This window comes from Pseudomonas putida, assembly GCF_025905425.1.
GTDB classification, from domain to species: Bacteria; Pseudomonadota; Gammaproteobacteria; order Pseudomonadales; family Pseudomonadaceae; genus Aquipseudomonas; species Aquipseudomonas putida_AF.
Map to the genome: position 1 here is coordinate 4,872,025 of NZ_CP109603.1, position 16,561 is coordinate 4,888,585.

Here is a 16,561-nt window from a genome sequence, read left to right on the forward strand (position 1 = left end):
TGTGGGAGCGGCCCTGTGCCGCGAAGGGCCGCCACGCGGCCCCAGCCCTCTCAAGTCAAACCGAGCTCACCCCAGATCCGCCGCACCTCACGGCGTTCATCGGCAAACTGCGCCGCATCGATCACCCCGGCCTGCTTCTGCAGGGCCTGGCGGTGCGAGGCAGAGCGGAACGCCTTGTACACTTCACGCAACAGCACCGCGTCACTGGCCGGCATCAAACCCGCCTGCTCCAGCTCTTCCAGAATGCGGATGTTATCGGTCCATCGGAGTATGGCCGGATGGTCGTGGGACCAGGCCAAAGCCGCGTATTGCACCATAAATTCGATATCGACGATACCGCCGGCATCCTGCTTGATATCGAACGGTACACCCGCTTCGAACGCATTGGCCGCAGTGCCGGCGGCAGTGGCCTTGGTGCCGAGATTGCCACGCATCTTGGCGCGCATCTCACTGACTTCGGTGCGCAACTTCTCAAGGTCACGGGCCTGGCCCAGGACCTTGGCGCGCACACCTTCGAACGCCGCGCCCACCTGCTTGCAGCCGACCAGCACGCGGGCCCGCACCAGGGCTTGGTGCTCCCAGGTCCAGGCCTCATTCTGCTGATAGCGCTCGAAGGCACCGAGCGAGCTCACCAGCAGGCCCGAAGCGCCAGACGGGCGCAAGCGCATGTCCACGTCATACAGCTGCCCGGAGTTGGTCTGGGTGGTCAGCAGGTGGATGATGCGCTGGCCCAGGCGAGTGAAGAACTGCGCGCTGTCGATGGGCTTGTCGCCATCGGTTTCGGCCTGCGGGTCACCGTCATGGATGAACACCAGGTCCAGGTCCGAGCCATGGCCCAGCTCCAGACCACCGACCTTGCCGTAGCCAATGATGATGAAGCCCGGGTCGCACAGGCTGCCGTCACTGCGCTTGGGCTGGCCATGGCGAGCCACGGTCTGGCGCCAGGCCAGCGCCAGCACCTGGTCGAGGATGGCTTCGGCCAGCCAGGTCAGGTAATCGCTGACTTTCATCAATGGCAGGTTGCCGCTGATTTCCGAGGCGGCCACGCGCAGGCTGTGGGCCAGCTTGAAGTGGCGCAGCGCCTCCATCTGTTGCTCAAGGTCGTCCTCGGGGATGCGCGTCAAACGCTCACGCAACTCGCTGGCCAGCTCCGGCGCCAGTGGCGGGCTGAACAGCCGGCCTTCGTTGAGCAGTTCGTCGAGCAGCAACGGGTAGCGGGCAATCTGCTCGGCAATCCAGGGGCTGGCCGCGCACAACGTCAGCAGGCGGCGCAAGGCGCCTGGGTTTTCGGTGAGCAGCACCAGGTAGGCCGAACGCCGAGCAACGGCCTCGACCAGTGGCAGCACACGTTCAAGCACCAAGTCAGGGTTTTCATGTTCCACGGCCTGGGCCAGCAACCGAGGGATGAAGGCATCCAGGCGCTCGCGGCCAATGCGCTGCATCGAGCGCAACTGCGGGCTGCCACGCAACCCGGCAAGGCGACGCAGGGCATCGGCGGGTTGTTTGAAACCGGCTTCTTCAAGCTGCCTGCAGGCGGCGTCTTCATCCTGCGCCTGTTCCCACAGCGGCGACCATTCGCCACCGACCACCAATTCGCCCTCGCCGTCTTCTTCATCTGGGTCGGCGATGACTTGGCGGAAGTGCCAGTCGACCCGACCACGCCAGTACATCAACTGGTCATGGAAGCCCTGCCAGTCGGCAAAGCCCAGGATGTAGGCCACACGCGCCTGGTCGGTTTCGTTGTCCGGCAGCATCTGGGTCTGGCGGTCGGCGATGGCCTGGATGGCGTGCTCGGTGTACCGCAGAAACTCGTAGCCTTCACGCAGCTCGGCCACCACCGCGGGCGGCAGGTAACCTTGGCCTTCGAGGGTCGCCAGCACCTTGAGCAAGGGCCGTTGCTGCAGGCTCAGGTCACGTCCGCCGTGGATCAGCTGGAAGGCCTGGGCAATGAACTCCACCTCGCGGATGCCGCCGACGCCCAGCTTGATGTTTTCGGACATGCCCTTGCGCCGCACTTCCTGCTGAATCAGCTGCTTCATGGTGCGCAGGGCTTCGATGGCCGAGAAGTCCAGGTAACGGCGATACACGAACGGACGCAGCATCTGTTGCAACTGGGCCCCTGCCGCCTGGTCACCGGCCACCACCCGGGCCTTGATCATGGCGTAGCGCTCCCAATCGCGGCCCTGGTCCTGGTAGTACTGCTCCAGGGCATTGAAGCTCAGCACGAGGGAACCTGCCGAACCGTAGGGGCGCAAGCGCATGTCGACGCGGAACACGAAACCGTCGACGGTGACCGGGTCCAGGGCCTTGATCAGGCGCTGGCCCAGGCGGGTGAAGAATTCCTGGTTGTCCAGCGAGCGCTTGACCCCTTCGGTCTCGCCGCCCTCGGGGAAGGCGAAGATCAGGTCGATGTCCGACGACAGGTTCAGCTCCACGGCGCCCAGCTTGCCCATGCCCAGCACCACCATGTGCTGCGGCTGGCCGCTGCGGTGGCCGACGGGCGTGCCGAATTGCTGGCAATGACGCGGGTACAGCCATTGGTAGGCTTCATCTATGGCGGCGTCGGCAAGGTCGGACAGGTCGCGGCAGGTTTCGCCCAGTTCGGCCTGGCGGGTGATGTCGCGCCAGATGATGCGCACCTGCTGGCGATTGCGCTCGCGGCGCAGGTTACGCGCCAACTCGTCCTCGCTCTGCGCTGCCTGGGCCACGGCGGCGATCTGCCCGCGCAACTCACCGGGTGCATAGCGGCGCTCCAGCTCACCACTGGCCATCAGCGCGAACAGCATGGCCGGTTCGCGCTGGGCCTGGCCGAGGACGAAGTCGCTGGCGGCGGCAACCTGATCGAACTGTTGCCGATGGGCCGGGCTCCAGGCGTTCAGGTCAAGTTCGGGGTGGCCAGCCACGGCATCGCTGAGGCACTGCTGATTACGAGCGACCAGCGGTTGCAGGGTGGCGGGCAGATCGAGCGGCAAAGGCAGGCGCATGGACTATCCTTGATCGGCGTGAAAGAGAGGGGTAGAGGCGGCCAAATGGAAGGCGGACCACGGTTGGACTGTCATACAAAAGTTGGAAATAGCTAAAAAAAACGAATCACTGGCAAAAAACATCAAGAATCACCCGTTCGCGACACACCGCCAACCAACATGAACGTTTTTCCCCACAAGCCGGGGTGCGACCAAAAGCCGCATTTGTGTAGTTTTACTACTACCCCGGCTGTCTAAAAGCATGAAATACGAATGCATTTGTAGTAAAACTACACGGCGCCGGATCACACTCCGGTAATCCAAGAATTCACGACGTCTGCCCATAAGGCCAGTCGCAAACTCAGGCAAATCGATTCTGGTTGCCTTTCCGCCCTGGAGCAAGCCATGCAAGACCTCGATCCAATCGAAACCCAGGAATGGCTGGATGCCCTGGAGTCGGTCCTCGACAAAGAAGGCGAAGACCGCGCTCATTACCTGATGACCCGTATGGGCGAGCTGGCCACCCGTAGTGGCTCCCAGCTGCCGTATGCGATCACCACGCCATACCGCAACACCATCCCTGTCACCCACGAAGCACGCATGCCTGGCGACCTGTTCATGGAACGCCGCATTCGCTCGTTGGTGCGTTGGAACGCCCTGGCCATGGTCATGCGCACCAACCTGAAGGATTCGGACCTGGGCGGCCACATCTCCAGCTTCGCCTCCAGCGCCACCCTGTACGACATCGGCTTCAACTACTTCTTCCAGGCCCCGACCGAAGAACACGGCGGCGACCTGGTGTTCTTCCAGGGCCACGCTTCGCCAGGCGTCTACGCCCGTGCCTTCATGGAAGGCCGCATCAGCGAAGACCAGATGAACAACTTCCGTCAGGAAGTCGACGGCAAAGGCCTGTCTTCGTACCCACACCCATGGCTGATGCCTGACTTCTGGCAGTTCCCGACCGTTTCGATGGGTCTGGGCCCGATCCAGGCGATCTACCAGGCGCGCTTCATGAAGTACCTCGAAGCCCGTGGCTTCATCCCGGCCGGCAAGCAGAAGGTCTGGTGCTTCATGGGCGACGGCGAGTGCGACGAGCCGGAATCCCTGGGTGCAATCGCCCTGGCCGGCCGCGAGAAGCTGGACAACCTGATCTTCGTCATCAACTGCAACCTGCAGCGCCTCGACGGCCCGGTTCGCGGCAACGGCAAGATCATCCAGGAACTCGAAGGCGTGTTCCGTGGCGGTGGCTGGAACGTCAACAAAGTCGTCTGGGGCCGTTTCTGGGACCCACTGCTGGCCAAGGACACCAACGGTGCCCTGCAGCGCCGCATGGACGAAGTCATCGACGGCGAGTACCAGAACTACAAAGCCAAAGACGGCGCGTACGTGCGTGAGAACTTCTTCAACACCCCAGAGCTCAAGGCCATGGTCGAAGACCTGTCCGACGAAGAGATCTGGAAGCTCAACCGTGGCGGCCACGACCCGTACAAGGTCTACGCGGCTTATCACCAGGCGGTGAACCACAAAGAGCAGCCGACTGTCATCCTGGCCAAGACCATCAAGGGTTACGGCACCGGTGCAGGCGAAGCCAAGAACACCGCGCACAACACCAAGAAGGTCGACGTCGACAGCCTGCGTCACTTCCGTGACCGCTTCGACATCCCGGTCAAGGATGCCGACCTCGAGAACCTGCCGTTCTTCAAGCCAGAAGAAGGTTCTGCCGAAGCCAAGTACCTGGCCGAGCGCCGCGCAGCCCTGGGTGGCTTCGTGCCGCAGCGCCGTGCCAAGAGCTTCAGCGTACCGACTCCATCCCTGGAAACGCTGAAAGCGATCCTGGACGGCTCGGGCGACCGCGAAATCTCCACCACCATGGCCTTCGTGCGCATCCTGGCGCAGCTGGTCAAGGACAAGGAAATCGGCCAGCGCATCGTCCCGATCATCCCGGACGAAGCCCGTACCTTCGGTATGGAAGGCATGTTCCGCCAGTTGGGCATCTACTCGTCGGTCGGCCAGCTCTACGAGCCAGTCGATAAAGACCAGGTGATGTTCTACCGCGAAGACAAGAAGGGCCAGATCCTCGAGGAAGGCATCAACGAAGCCGGCGCCATGTCGTCGTTCATCGCTGCCGGTACCTCGTACAGCTGCCACAACCAGCCGATGCTGCCGTTCTACATCTTCTACTCGATGTTCGGCTTCCAGCGTATCGGCGACCTGGCCTGGGCCGCTGGCGACAGCCGCACCCGTGGCTTCCTGATCGGCGGTACCGCCGGCCGTACCACCCTCAACGGTGAAGGCCTGCAGCACGAAGACGGTCACAGCCACATGATGGCGGGCACCATCCCGAACTGCCGTACCTATGATCCAACCTACGGCTACGAGCTGGCGGTGATCATCCAGGACGGCATGAAGAAGATGACCGAAGAGCAACAGGACATCTTCTACTACATCACCGTGATGAACGAATCCTACCAGCAGCCAGCCATGCCGGCCGGTGTCGAGGAAGGCATCATCAAGGGCATGTACCTGCTCGAAGAAGACACCCGCGAAGCCGCGCACCACGTTCAGCTGATGGGCTCCGGCACCATCCTGCGCGAAGTCCGCGAAGCGGCGAAGATCCTGCGTGAAGAGTTCAACGTCGGTGCCGACGTGTGGAGCGTCACCAGCTTCAACGAACTGCGCCGCGACGGCCTGGCCGTGGAACGCGCCAACCGCCTCAAGCCTGGCCAGAAGCCTCAGCTGACTTACGTCGAAGAGTGCCTGAACGGTCGCAAAGGCCCGGTAATCGCTTCCACCGACTACATGAAGCTGTTCGCCGAACAGATTCGCCAGTGGGTACCGAGCAAAGAGTTCAAAGTCCTGGGTACCGATGGTTACGGTCGCAGCGACAGCCGCAAGAAGCTGCGTCACTTCTTCGAAGTCGACCGTCACTTCGTGGTGCTGGCTGCCCTGGAAGCCTTGGCTGACCGTGGCGAGATCGAACCGAAAGTGGTGGCTGACGCTATCGTCAAGTTCGGCATCGATCCGGACAAGCGCAACCCACTGGACTGCTGAGGAGTATTTTTAAGTGAGCGAACTCATTCGCGTACCTGACATCGGCAGCGGTGAAGGTGAAATCATCGAGCTGTTCGTCAAGGTCGGTGACCGTATCGAGGCTGACCAGAGCCTGCTGACCCTGGAGTCCGACAAGGCCTCCATGGAGATCCCGGCCCCCAAGGCCGGCATCGTCAAGGAACTGAAGGTCAAGCTGGGCGATCGCCTGAAAGAAGGCGACGAGCTGCTGGTGCTGGAAGTCGAGGGCGCCGCTGCGGCGCCTGAGGCTCCGGCCGCCCCTGCCGCTGCTCCGGCTGCCGCTGAAAAGCCGGCTGCCGAAGCGGCCCCTGCGCCGGCTGCAGCCCCTGCTGCCGCCAGCGTGCAGGACATCCACGTGCCGGACATCGGCTCGTCGGGCAAGGCCAAGATCATCGAAGTGCTGGTCAAGGTCGGCGACACCGTCGAAGCCGACCAGTCGCTGATCACCCTGGAGTCCGACAAGGCCTCCATGGAGATTCCATCGCCTGCTGCTGGCGTGGTCGAAGAAGTCCTGTGCAAGCTGGAAGATGAAGTCGGCACTGGCGACCTGATCTTCAAGCTGAAAGTGGCTGGCGCCGCTCCGGCTGCCGCTCCGGCTCCTGCCGCTGCTGCACCGGCCAAGGCTGAAGCTGCCGCGCCTGCCGCTGCCGCCCCAGCCGCTGCCCCTGCTCCGGTCGCTACCGCACCGGCTGCCGGCAACAACGCCAAGGTTCACGCAGGCCCAGCCGTTCGTCAGCTGGCCCGTGAATTCGGTGTCGAGCTGGGCGCTGTCGCGGCCACCGGCCCGCACGGCCGCATCCTGAAAGAAGACGTGCAGGTTTACGTCAAGGCCATGATGCAGAAGGCATCGGGCGCGCCAGCAGCCGCTGGCGCAACCGGCGGCGCTGGCATTCCGCCAATCCCTGCCGTGGACTTCAGCAAGTTCGGTGAAGTGGAAGAAGTGGCCCTGACCCGCCTGATGCAGGTTGGTGCCGCCAACCTGCACCGCAGCTGGCTGAACGTGCCGCACGTAACCCAGTTCGACAACGCCGACATCACCGAGCTGGAGGCCTTCCGCGTAGCGCAGAAAGCCGTGGCCGAGAAGGCTGGGGTCAAGCTGACCGTGCTGCCGCTGCTGCTCAAGGCCAGCGCCTTCCTGCTCAAGGAAATGCCTGACTTCAACAGCTCGCTGGCGCCAAGCGGCAAGGCCATCATCCGCAAGAAGTACGTGAACATCGGCTTTGCCGTGGACACCCCGGATGGCCTGCTGGTCCCTGTGATCAAGAACGTCGACCAGAAGAGCCTGCTGCAACTGGCTGCCGAAGCCGCTGCACTGGCCGAGAAGGCGCGCACCAAAAAGCTGTCGGCCGACGACATGCAAGGCGCCTGCTTCACCATCTCCAGCCTCGGTCACATTGGCGGCACCGGCTTCACGCCGATCGTCAACGCGCCTGAAGTGGCGATCCTCGGCGTTTCGAAGGCAACCATGCAGCCGGTCTGGGATGGCAAGGCCTTCCAGCCGAAGCTGATGCTGCCGCTGTCGCTGTCCTACGATCACCGTGTGATCAACGGCGCTGCCGCCGCGCGCTTCACCAAGCGCCTGGGCGACGTGCTGGCGGATATCCGCACCCTGCTGCTGTAAGGCGGCACGCTGCCCCTCGCAAGAGGGGCAGTACCCTTTTCGAGCTGCCACGCTCGTACCTCAACCCCGCCATTTGGCGGGGCTTTTTTTTGTTCGCCGATACGGTTCTGGCGCCTGTGAGATCGAGCGCCGAAAATATCAAGGCGATCTAAGATTTCCCGCCCACCCGCCGATAACCCGTACACAGCATCACACATGGCCGCTTGCCAGCCCTCGGGACATGATGCAACCTTGCCAGATACACCGCCGACCAGGCCGTGTCACCCTCTTCAAGCGAGTCTTCGATGAAAAGCCAACCCGATGCCGCCAGCCGTGTGGCGGCCGAGGTCGTCACGCAGCTACCCGTGCCCTCGCGGCTCGGCATGCTGCGTTTCGAAAGGCTCAACGAAGCCACGTGGGCAATGCTCTACCTGGACCCTGCCTGCGAGCGCCAGTTCGGCCTGCAGGCAGGCGAACTCTGCGCGCTGATCGATTCACCCTATGCCAGCCTGATGGAGCCCGAAGCCCGTTACAGGCTGCACGATGAAATCCAGTCGCAGCTGGCCCGGCGCGGCTATTACCGGGTGCGCTACACCTTGCATGCCCCTGGCGCTTCGCTACGCCTGCTGGAGGCCGGGGAAGCCTACAGGCAACACAATCGCCAACTGCTGCGCGGCTACCTGAGCGTGCTCGACGACCCGCCCGAAGACGCTAGCGACGCAGATGCCAGCGACCTGGAATCACGCAACAGCCGCCTGCAACTGGCTCTGAAGCTCAACCAGCGTGCCCAGCAAGAACAACTTGAACACCTGGAGCGGGTGCGTGGCCAGCAAGACCTGATCCTGCGCCTGGCCCGCCAGCGCTACAGCGCGGAGAACTCGCTGCTCGAAGCCGCCGAACTGATTACCCAGAGCGCCTGCGAAATCTACAAGGTCGACAGCGCCAGCATCTGGCACCTGGAAGACCAGCGCCTGGAGCCGATCAGCGCCTGGTACCGGCACGAACAGGAACACCGCCTGCCCGAAGCCATCGATGCCAGCCGCTTTCCCGATTACCTCGACGCCCTGCACGCCAGCCGCGCCATCGACGCGCATAACGCCAGCCACGACCCGCGCACCCGCGCCCTGACCCAAAGCCTGCGCCCCGACAACAAAGCCATGCTCGATGCCAGCGTGCGTGTCGATGGCCAGGTCATCGGCGTGTTGTGCCTGGAACAGAGCGGCCAGCCGCGGGCCTGGCAGTCCGACGAAATCGCGTTTGCCGGTGAGCTGGCCGACCAGTTCGCCCAGGTCATCACCAACCACAACCGGCGCACCGCGGCCAGCGCCCTGCACCTGTTCCAGCGCGCGGTAGAACAGAGTGCCAGTGCCTTCCTGCTGGTCAACCGCGATGGCGTGGTGGAATACGTCAACCCAAGCTTTACGGCGATCACCCAGTACAGCACCGACGAAGTCCAAGGCCGCCAACTGGCCGAACTGCCGGCGCTGGAAAACCTCAGCGAGCTGCTGTTCGATTCGCCTTCGAGCCTGGCCATGGGCAACAGCTGGCAGGGCGAATTCAAGAGCCGACGCAAAAACCTCGAGCCTTACTGGGGCCAGCTGTCGATTTCCAAGGTGTACGGCGATAACCGTGAGCTGACCCACTACATCGGTATCTACGAGGATGTCACCCAGACCAAGCTGGCCCAGCAGCGCATCGAGCGCCTGGCCTACACCGACAACCTGACCAACCTGGGCAACCGCCCGGCGTTCATCCGCAGCCTCGACGAACGCTTTGCCCGCAACGACGAAAACTCGATGTGCCTGCTGCTGGTGGACATCGACAATTTCAAACGCATCAACGACAGCCTCGGCCACCAGACCGGCGACAAGCTGCTGGTGAGCCTGGCCCGCCGCCTGCGCAACAGCCTGAGCGCCGGTGGCATCCTGGCGCGTTTTGCCAGCAACGAGTTTGCCGTGCTGCTCGACGATACCCGCCTGGAAGACGGCCAGGGCGTCGCCTTGCAATTGCTGCGCACCCTCGACAAACCGATGTTCGTCGACAACCAGCTGATCAACGTCACCGCCTCGGTGGGCCTTGCCTGCGCGCCGCTGCACGGCATCGACCCGGCGAGCCTGATGAAAAACGCAGGCCTTGCCCTGCACAAGGCCAAGGCCAACGGCAAGCACCAGGTGCAGGTGTTTACCGAAGTGCTCAATGCCGAAGCCAGTTACAAGCTGTTCGTTGAAAACAACCTGCGCCGCGCCCTGACCCAGAACGAGTTGGAGGTGTTCTACCAGCCCAAGCTGTGCCTGCGCAGCGGCCGCCTGCTGGGGCTGGAAGCGCTGCTGCGCTGGAACCACCCCGAGCGCGGCATGATCCGCCCGGACCAGTTCATCAGCGTGGCCGAGGAAACCGGCCTGATCATCCCCATCGGCAAGTGGGTGGTGCGCCAGTCGTGCCGCATGAGCCAGCAGTTGCGCGAGGCCGGCATGGGCAACCTGCACGTGGCCATCAACCTGTCGCCCAAGCAGTTTTCCGACCCAGACCTTGTGGCCTCGATCAGCTCGATCCTCAAGGAAGAGGCGCTGCCGCCGCACCTGCTGGAACTGGAGCTGACCGAAGGCCTGCTGCTGGAAGCGACCGAAGACACCCACCGCCAACTCGACGAACTCAAGGCCCTGGGCCTGACCCTGGCGATGGACGATTTCGGCACGGGCTATTCGTCGTTGAGCTACCTGAAGAAGTTTCCGATCGACATCATCAAGATCGACCGCAGCTTCATCAACGAAATCCCGGACAACCAGGACGACATGGAAATCACCTCGGCGGTGGTGGCCATGGCCCACAACCTCAAGCTCAAGGTTGTGGCTGAAGGGATCGAGACCCCGGCGCAGCTGGCGTTTCTGCGCAGGCACCGGTGCGATGTGGGCCAGGGGTATCTGTTTGATCGGCCGATTCCCGGGCGTGAGCTGGCCGAACGATTGAAGCGTTATCCGCGCGGTCCAATGGCCTGACAGCAGCGTTAACCTCGGGCACTATAAGAGCCCATAAGGGCCTCTTCGCGGGCAAGCCCGCTCCCACAGGGTCATCACAGCCTTTGAAACCTGTGCTGTACCTGTGGGAGCGGGCTTGCCCGCGAATGCCCCAGCACCTATCTACCTGACATACAGAGGAACGGCCATGGTCCTGCGTTCGGAAATCCTGGTGAACAAAAACGTCCTGCCAACCGCGGAACAGGCCCTGCCTGGCCGCGAAACGCCAATGTCTCTGCCTGAATTTCACTACGTCTTCAAAGACACGCCCCTGCTCGGCCCGTTCTTCGAAGGTGCCATCGACTTCGCCATCTTCGGCCTGGGCTGCTTCTGGGGCGCCGAGCGCCGTTTCTGGCAGCGTGAGGGCGTGGTCAGCACCGTGGTCGGCTATGCCGGCGGCTCCACCCCCAACCCCACTTACGAAGAAGTCTGCTCGGGCCTGACCGGCCACACCGAAGTGGTGCTGGTGGTGTTCGACAAAGACAAGGTCAGCTACCGCGAGCTGCTGGCGATGTTCTGGGAACTGCACAACCCGACCCAGGGCATGCGCCAGGGCAACGACGTCGGCACCCAGTACCGCTCGGCCATCTACTGCACCAGCCCCGAGCAGCTTGAACAAGCCAAGACCAGCCGCGATGCCTTCCAGGCCGAACTGAACAAGGCCGGTTTCGGCGCGATTACCACCGAGATCGACCAGGCACCAACCGTTTACTTCGCCGAGGCCTACCACCAGCAGTACCTGGCCAAGAACCCGGACGGCTACTGCGGTATCGGCGGTACCGGTGTATGCCTGCCACCCAGCCTGCAGGGCAACTGAACCATGGCCACGATGACCCTGTTCCACTCGCCGCTGTCGCCCTTCGTGCGCAAGGTCATGGTGGTGCTGCACGAGACCGGCCAGCTTGACCGCGTCACCCTGCAGCCGGTGAACATCAGCCCGGTGAGCGGCGATGAGCAGCTCAACCAGGACAACCCGATCGGCAAGATCCCGGCCCTGCGCCTGGACGACGGCACGGTGCTGCACGACAGCCGGGTGATCTGCGAATACCTCGACCTGCAACACGTCGGCCTGCCATTGCTGCCGCGTGAAGGCTCGGCGCGCTGGCGGCGCATGACCTTGGCGTCGCAGGCCGATGCGATCATGGATGCGGCAGTGTTGAGCCGCTATGAGAGCTTCCTGCGGCCTGAAGACAAGCGCTGGCAAGGTTGGCTTGAGGCGCAAGGTGACAAGATCCGCCGCAGCCTGGCCAACCTGGAGCAGGAGCACCTGGCGGAGCTGATCTCGGGCTTTGATCTGGCGGCGATTGGCGTGGCGTGCGCGCTGGGGTACCTGGATTTGCGTCAGCCTGAGTTTGGCTGGCGTGAGCGCCAGCCTGGGTTGGCGGCCTGGTATGCCGAGGTGATCAAGCGGCCGTCGATGGTGGCTACAGCTCCAGTGGCCTGACCGGCCTCTTCGCGGGGCAAGCCCGCTCCCACAAACCATGCAGCGCCGCCGGCACTGTGGGAGCGGGCTTGCCCCGCGAATGGGCTGCACAGCAGCCCCAGGCCCCACCTCGGTATCACAGGAAACAACTGCCCAATCCTGCGGGCCAACCACCGCCCGATCTCTCTGTCCTCCCTCATGCCGCCCTCCCCACCCGCGCCCAATCCAGCCGCCGGGTCAGCACCATGAATACACCCAGCAAACCAAAGCACAGCAACGACCCCATCAACAGCGCATAGTCTTCTGCACTGAGCAGCCCATAAAGCATCGCGTACAACGCTGCCAGCCCCGCCGCAAACCCAACCCCACGCCCCAGGCTGTGCAACACATGGCTGAGGTAGAAGCCGATCAGCAGCACACACGCCGAAGCCGATAGCCCGTATGCCGGGCCGAAGCCAATGTGCTCGGACAACGACAGCAACAGTAGGTAGAAAAACGCCAGCGCCACACCGACCAGGATGTACTGCACCGGGTGCACACTCAGGTTCTTCAGCACCTCGAACAGGAAGAACCCGGCAAAGGTCAGGGCAATGAACAGCAAGGCATACTTGATCGCCCGTTCGCTCTTCAGGTACTGGTCCACCGGATCGACAAAACTGACGCCGAAGGTGCGACCGCTGAAGTCCTCGCATTGCCCGGCAGTGGCGCACTGGCGCAGGGCATCTTCAAGGTTGGTGGCGAAGAACGACGTCTGCCAGTGCGCAGTGAAGCCTTGGGCATCGATGTCGCGGCGGCTGGGCAGATAGCTGCCGATAAAGCTTGGGTGCGGCCAGTTGGCGCGCAGATCGACACTGCTGGTACGGCCAACCGGCAATACATGCAGCTGGCCAGTGCCTTGCAGCGCCAGGTCGAAGCCGTAGCTGAACGCACGCGCCTGCAAACCATCCAGCCCTGGCAGGCTGGCATGCACGCCACCGCGCATCCAGTCGAGCCCGGTCCCGGCTTCGAACGGCAACTTACGTTCGTCAAGCGTCAGCTCCAGGCCATTCTCGATGCCGCGAATGTCGCTGATACCCACCACCAGAAAGGGCGTGTCGAACCGGTAGTCTTCGTAATCCTTGTCGATACCCCAACGCTCAGGGAGTTTGAAACGGCCACTGATACGGCCTTTGGCGTGAAACAGCCTGGCCTGGTAGATGCCGCGAGATCGTAGCTCGGTATCGACACCCAGGTCGGCGTCGAAGGTTTCCGGCAGGAAGTACAGATGGCCGGCAATGGTGCTGGTCTCCTGGGTACGCTCGCCGTCCTTGTCGATCCAGCGGCGCTGGTACTTGCGATAGGGCACCACCAGCAATGGCCCACTGAGCTGCTGCTCGAAACTGGCGCTCTGGGCGATGTCCCGCACCACGCTGTCACGCAGGTTCTGGCGCTCGTCGATGAGCCCATTGATCAGCAGCAGGGGGATCAGCAACAACAACATCAGCAAGGCAATCATGCCGAGCTTGAATCCAAGGGTCTTGTTCATGGGGCCTCCTTTGGCAGTGGGCGCAGTGTCTGCGCCTTGCGTGGAGGCCTTGGGGAGACTGTGTGGAGATTGAGTGTTTTTCAGCTGATACGCCGCACCGGCAGCCACAACCGTACCCGCACCCCGCCATCGACGTTATCCACTGCCAGCGAACCGCCATGCAGTTGCATCACCTCGGCCACAAAATTCAGCCCCAGCCCAGTACTCTTGCGCCCACTCCCCGGCCGCGGCAGCGAGTAAAACCGCTCACTCACCCGCCCGATGGCATACGCCGGTATCGCCTGCCCCTGGTTGAACAGGCTCAAGGCCACCCGCCCACCATCGCGCTCCAGCTCGAACAACAGCGCGCCACCGGCCGGAGTAAAGTCCAGCGCATTGTCGAGCAGGTTGGCCAATGCCTGGCGCATCAGGAACGGGTCGCACAACAACCGCAGCCCTGCCGGCACCCGCTGTCGCACTTGCAGGCCCGCCCCTTCGATGCGTGCCGCATGGGCCAGCAACAACTCGTCGACCAGCGCCGCCAACGCCACTTGCTGCTCATCTTCCAGCGCCTGCATCTGCTCGACTCGGGCCAGGTTGAGCAGGCGCTCAATCATCTGCTGCAAGCGCTCACTCTCGCGCTCGATGTTGCTGGTAAAACGCGCCCGCTGCTCGGCCGGCATGTCGCCCTGCAGCAGCTCGGAGGCCCCGCGAATGGCCGCCAGCGGGCTTTTCAGCTCGTGGGTCAAGGTGTGCACGTAGCGCTCGACGTAGGCCTTGCCTTCCAGTTGCGTGCGCATGCGCTCCACTGCATTGGCCAGGTGCGCCAGCTCACCGCCCTTGTAATGCGGCAATGCCGCCCGCTCACCTTCGCTGACCGCCTGAGCGTAACGGGCCAGCCTGCGCAGCGAACGCGCCAGCCACCACGACAGCGCTGCGCCAATCAACAAGCCCAGGCCAATCAAGCCCAGGCCCAACGTGAGCAAACGCTGCTCGGAGCGGTCGATGTAGGGTTGCAGCGAACTGTTGGGCTTGGCCACGGTAACCACGCCGATGATCTGGCCGTCATCGATGATCGGCGCGGCCACGTGCATCACCGAGGTGCTTTCGTCATCGGCGACACTGCGCGTGGAGCGGGCGCCGTACTCGCCGCGCAGGGTGAGGTAAACGTCATTCCACTTCGAGTAATCCTTGCCCAGGCCCTCACCGCTGGAGTCGAGCAGGACTATGCCTTTGGCGTCGGTCACGTAGATGCGGTGGCTGACCTGGTTTTTCGCCAAGCCCCAGATCTGCGCGCCCGGGCTACGCGAGCCATAAGCCTTGAGCACTTCAGGCAAACGGCTTTGCCCGAGGGTGCCGGCCTTGACGTCATCGTGCAGGATTTCTGCCAGCAGGTTGGCGGTGTCTACCAGGGTTTCTTCGGACGATTGGCGCACCACCGGGCGGATCTGTTCGCGCACCGTGTTGAGCAGAAAATACCCCGCCAGCCCGACGAACAGGAAGTACACCAGGAAGATGCGGATGCCCAGGCGCATCAGGCGTGATCCGGGCTGTAGCTGTAGCCGAGGCCGCGGTGGGTCTGGATCGGCTCTGCCTCGCTGGCGATCAGGCGCAACTTGGCGCGCAGGCTCTTGATGTGGCTGTCGATGGTGCGCTCGTAGCCCACGTCCGAGGCCACGCCTAAGGCATCAAGCAGCTGCTCGCGGCTGAAGACCCGCTGGGGCTGTTCCAGCAGGCATTGCAGCAGGCGAAATTCATGGCGGGTCAGGCTCAGCGGCTGGTTACGGTAGCTGATCTGCATGCGCAGGGTGTCGAGTTGGAACAGCATTGCCGCTGCGGCGGGCTCAACACGTGGCGCCATGCGTTTGAGGATCGCCCGCACCCGTGCAGCCACCTCGCGCGGGCTGAAGGGTTTGACCACGTAGTCGTCGGCACCGATCTCCAGGCCCACCACCCGGTCAATTTCGCCATCACGAGCGCTGAGGAACATCACCGGCACTTCGCTGAAGCGGCGCAGTTGGCGGCAGGTTTCGAAACCACTGATATCGGGCAGGCCGATGTCGAGGATGATCAGGTCGGCCGGGCGCTGGCGCTGCTGGTCGAGGGCGGCGCTGCCCAGGGTCACCCATTCGGTGCTGTGGCCATCGGCCTGCAGGGCGTAGACCAAGGTGTCGGCGATGGCGGCTTCGTCTTCGACGATGAGGATATGGGGCATGGTGCGCGGCCTGTGCAGAGATCAATGGCGACGCACTATTGTGTAGGAGCGGCCTTGTGTCGCGAAAGGGCCGCAGAGCGGCCCCGGCAAAATCTGCAGCAACGCTGAAATCGTGGGGCCGCTTTGCGGCCCTTTCCGACCGGTCCGGCGCCCCGGCAAGGCCGCTCCTACAAGGGGCCAGTCAGGTTCCAGGTCAGCAGTCTGGCTTACCAGCGGTGAACTTCTTGGCCGGGTTGACCGCCGCCTTGAATTCACGCAGCGCCTTGGAGCCGATCAACAGCGGGTAGTTGAAGCTGCTGCGGTCCACCAGGTTCACTTCTACAGTGCGCTTCACGTCACCCAGGCACAGCTCAAGGTCCACCACCGGGCGCTTGGAGATTTCCGGCGCATCGCCCTCTTCCTCTTCGTCGGCACGGCCTTTGATTTTGCTGATGCGCGACACCTTGTGCTCGTAGACCTTGCCGTCGGACTCTTTGGTCGCCAGGCGGAAGCGCACCCACTCATCGCCATCGCGGGTGAACAGCTCGATGTCCTTGGCCGACAGCGATGCGGTGAAGGCGCCGGTGTCCATCTTGGCCTTCAGGGTCTCGCCAATTTCCGGCAGGCTAATGTTTTCGTAACGGCCATAAATCGTCGGCTCGGCGGCCATGACCGGCAAGGCGAACAGCGACAACAGGGCAAGCAGTGATTTCACGGGTTACGCTTCCTTGATTGCAGACAGTGCTTAGACTGCACGAGTTGAATAGGTTCGTCGTCACACGGTAATCAACACA

General features: G+C 63.1%; 10 protein-coding genes. 5 read left to right on the forward strand and 5 right to left on the reverse strand.

The window, feature by feature from the left end; all coding sequences use genetic code 11:
* Positions 1-50: 50 nt before the first annotated feature.
* A complete protein-coding gene (gene glnE, locus OGV19_RS22015; protein WP_264310626.1) occupies positions 51-2,984 on the reverse strand; it encodes a bifunctional [glutamate--ammonia ligase]-adenylyl-L-tyrosine phosphorylase/[glutamate--ammonia-ligase] adenylyltransferase in 2,934 nt (977 codons plus the stop codon).
* 384 nt (positions 2,985-3,368) lie between these two features.
* Between glnE and aceE the strand changes: the two genes are divergently transcribed.
* From aceE to OGV19_RS22040, 5 genes are all read left to right on the forward strand, one after another.
* A complete protein-coding gene (gene aceE, locus OGV19_RS22020; RefSeq protein WP_033703119.1) occupies positions 3,369-6,014 on the forward strand; it encodes a pyruvate dehydrogenase (acetyl-transferring), homodimeric type in 2,646 nt (881 codons plus the stop codon).
* A gap of 13 nt (positions 6,015-6,027) precedes the next feature.
* On the forward strand, positions 6,028-7,653 hold the full coding sequence (gene aceF / locus OGV19_RS22025) for a dihydrolipoyllysine-residue acetyltransferase (RefSeq protein WP_264310627.1): 1,626 nt from the start codon (positions 6,028-6,030) through the stop codon (positions 7,651-7,653).
* A 284-nt stretch (positions 7,654-7,937) separates the two neighbouring features.
* Positions 7,938-10,628, forward strand: a complete 2,691-nt coding sequence (locus OGV19_RS22030; protein WP_264310628.1) for a putative bifunctional diguanylate cyclase/phosphodiesterase — start codon at positions 7,938-7,940, stop codon at positions 10,626-10,628.
* A gap of 166 nt (positions 10,629-10,794) precedes the next feature.
* Complete coding sequence (gene msrA / locus OGV19_RS22035) at positions 10,795-11,463, forward strand: peptide-methionine (S)-S-oxide reductase MsrA (RefSeq protein WP_264310629.1); 669 nt, start codon at positions 10,795-10,797, stop codon at positions 11,461-11,463.
* Between the two features lie 3 nt (positions 11,464-11,466).
* Positions 11,467-12,090, forward strand: a complete 624-nt coding sequence (locus OGV19_RS22040; RefSeq protein WP_264310630.1) for a glutathione S-transferase — start codon at positions 11,467-11,469, stop codon at positions 12,088-12,090.
* A 175-nt stretch (positions 12,091-12,265) separates the two neighbouring features.
* Here OGV19_RS22040 and creD read toward each other — a convergent pair whose 3' ends face one another.
* From creD to OGV19_RS22060, 4 genes are all read right to left on the reverse strand, one after another.
* Positions 12,266-13,594, reverse strand: coding sequence for a cell envelope integrity protein CreD (gene creD / locus OGV19_RS22045; RefSeq protein ID WP_264310631.1), 1,329 nt, complete (start codon positions 13,592-13,594; stop codon positions 12,266-12,268).
* An 80-nt stretch (positions 13,595-13,674) separates the two neighbouring features.
* A complete protein-coding gene (creC, locus tag OGV19_RS22050) occupies positions 13,675-15,108 on the reverse strand; it encodes a two-component system sensor histidine kinase CreC (RefSeq protein WP_264310632.1) in 1,434 nt (477 codons plus the stop codon).
* A complete protein-coding gene (gene creB, locus OGV19_RS22055) occupies positions 15,108-15,788 on the reverse strand; it encodes a two-component system response regulator CreB (RefSeq protein ID WP_264310633.1) in 681 nt (226 codons plus the stop codon). Before creB ends, creC begins: the two co-directional genes overlap by 1 nt.
* 193 nt (positions 15,789-15,981) lie before the next feature.
* Complete coding sequence (locus tag OGV19_RS22060; RefSeq protein WP_264310634.1) at positions 15,982-16,482, reverse strand: retropepsin-like aspartic peptidase RloA2; 501 nt, start codon at positions 16,480-16,482, stop codon at positions 15,982-15,984.
* Positions 16,483-16,561: the final 79 nt, after the last annotated feature.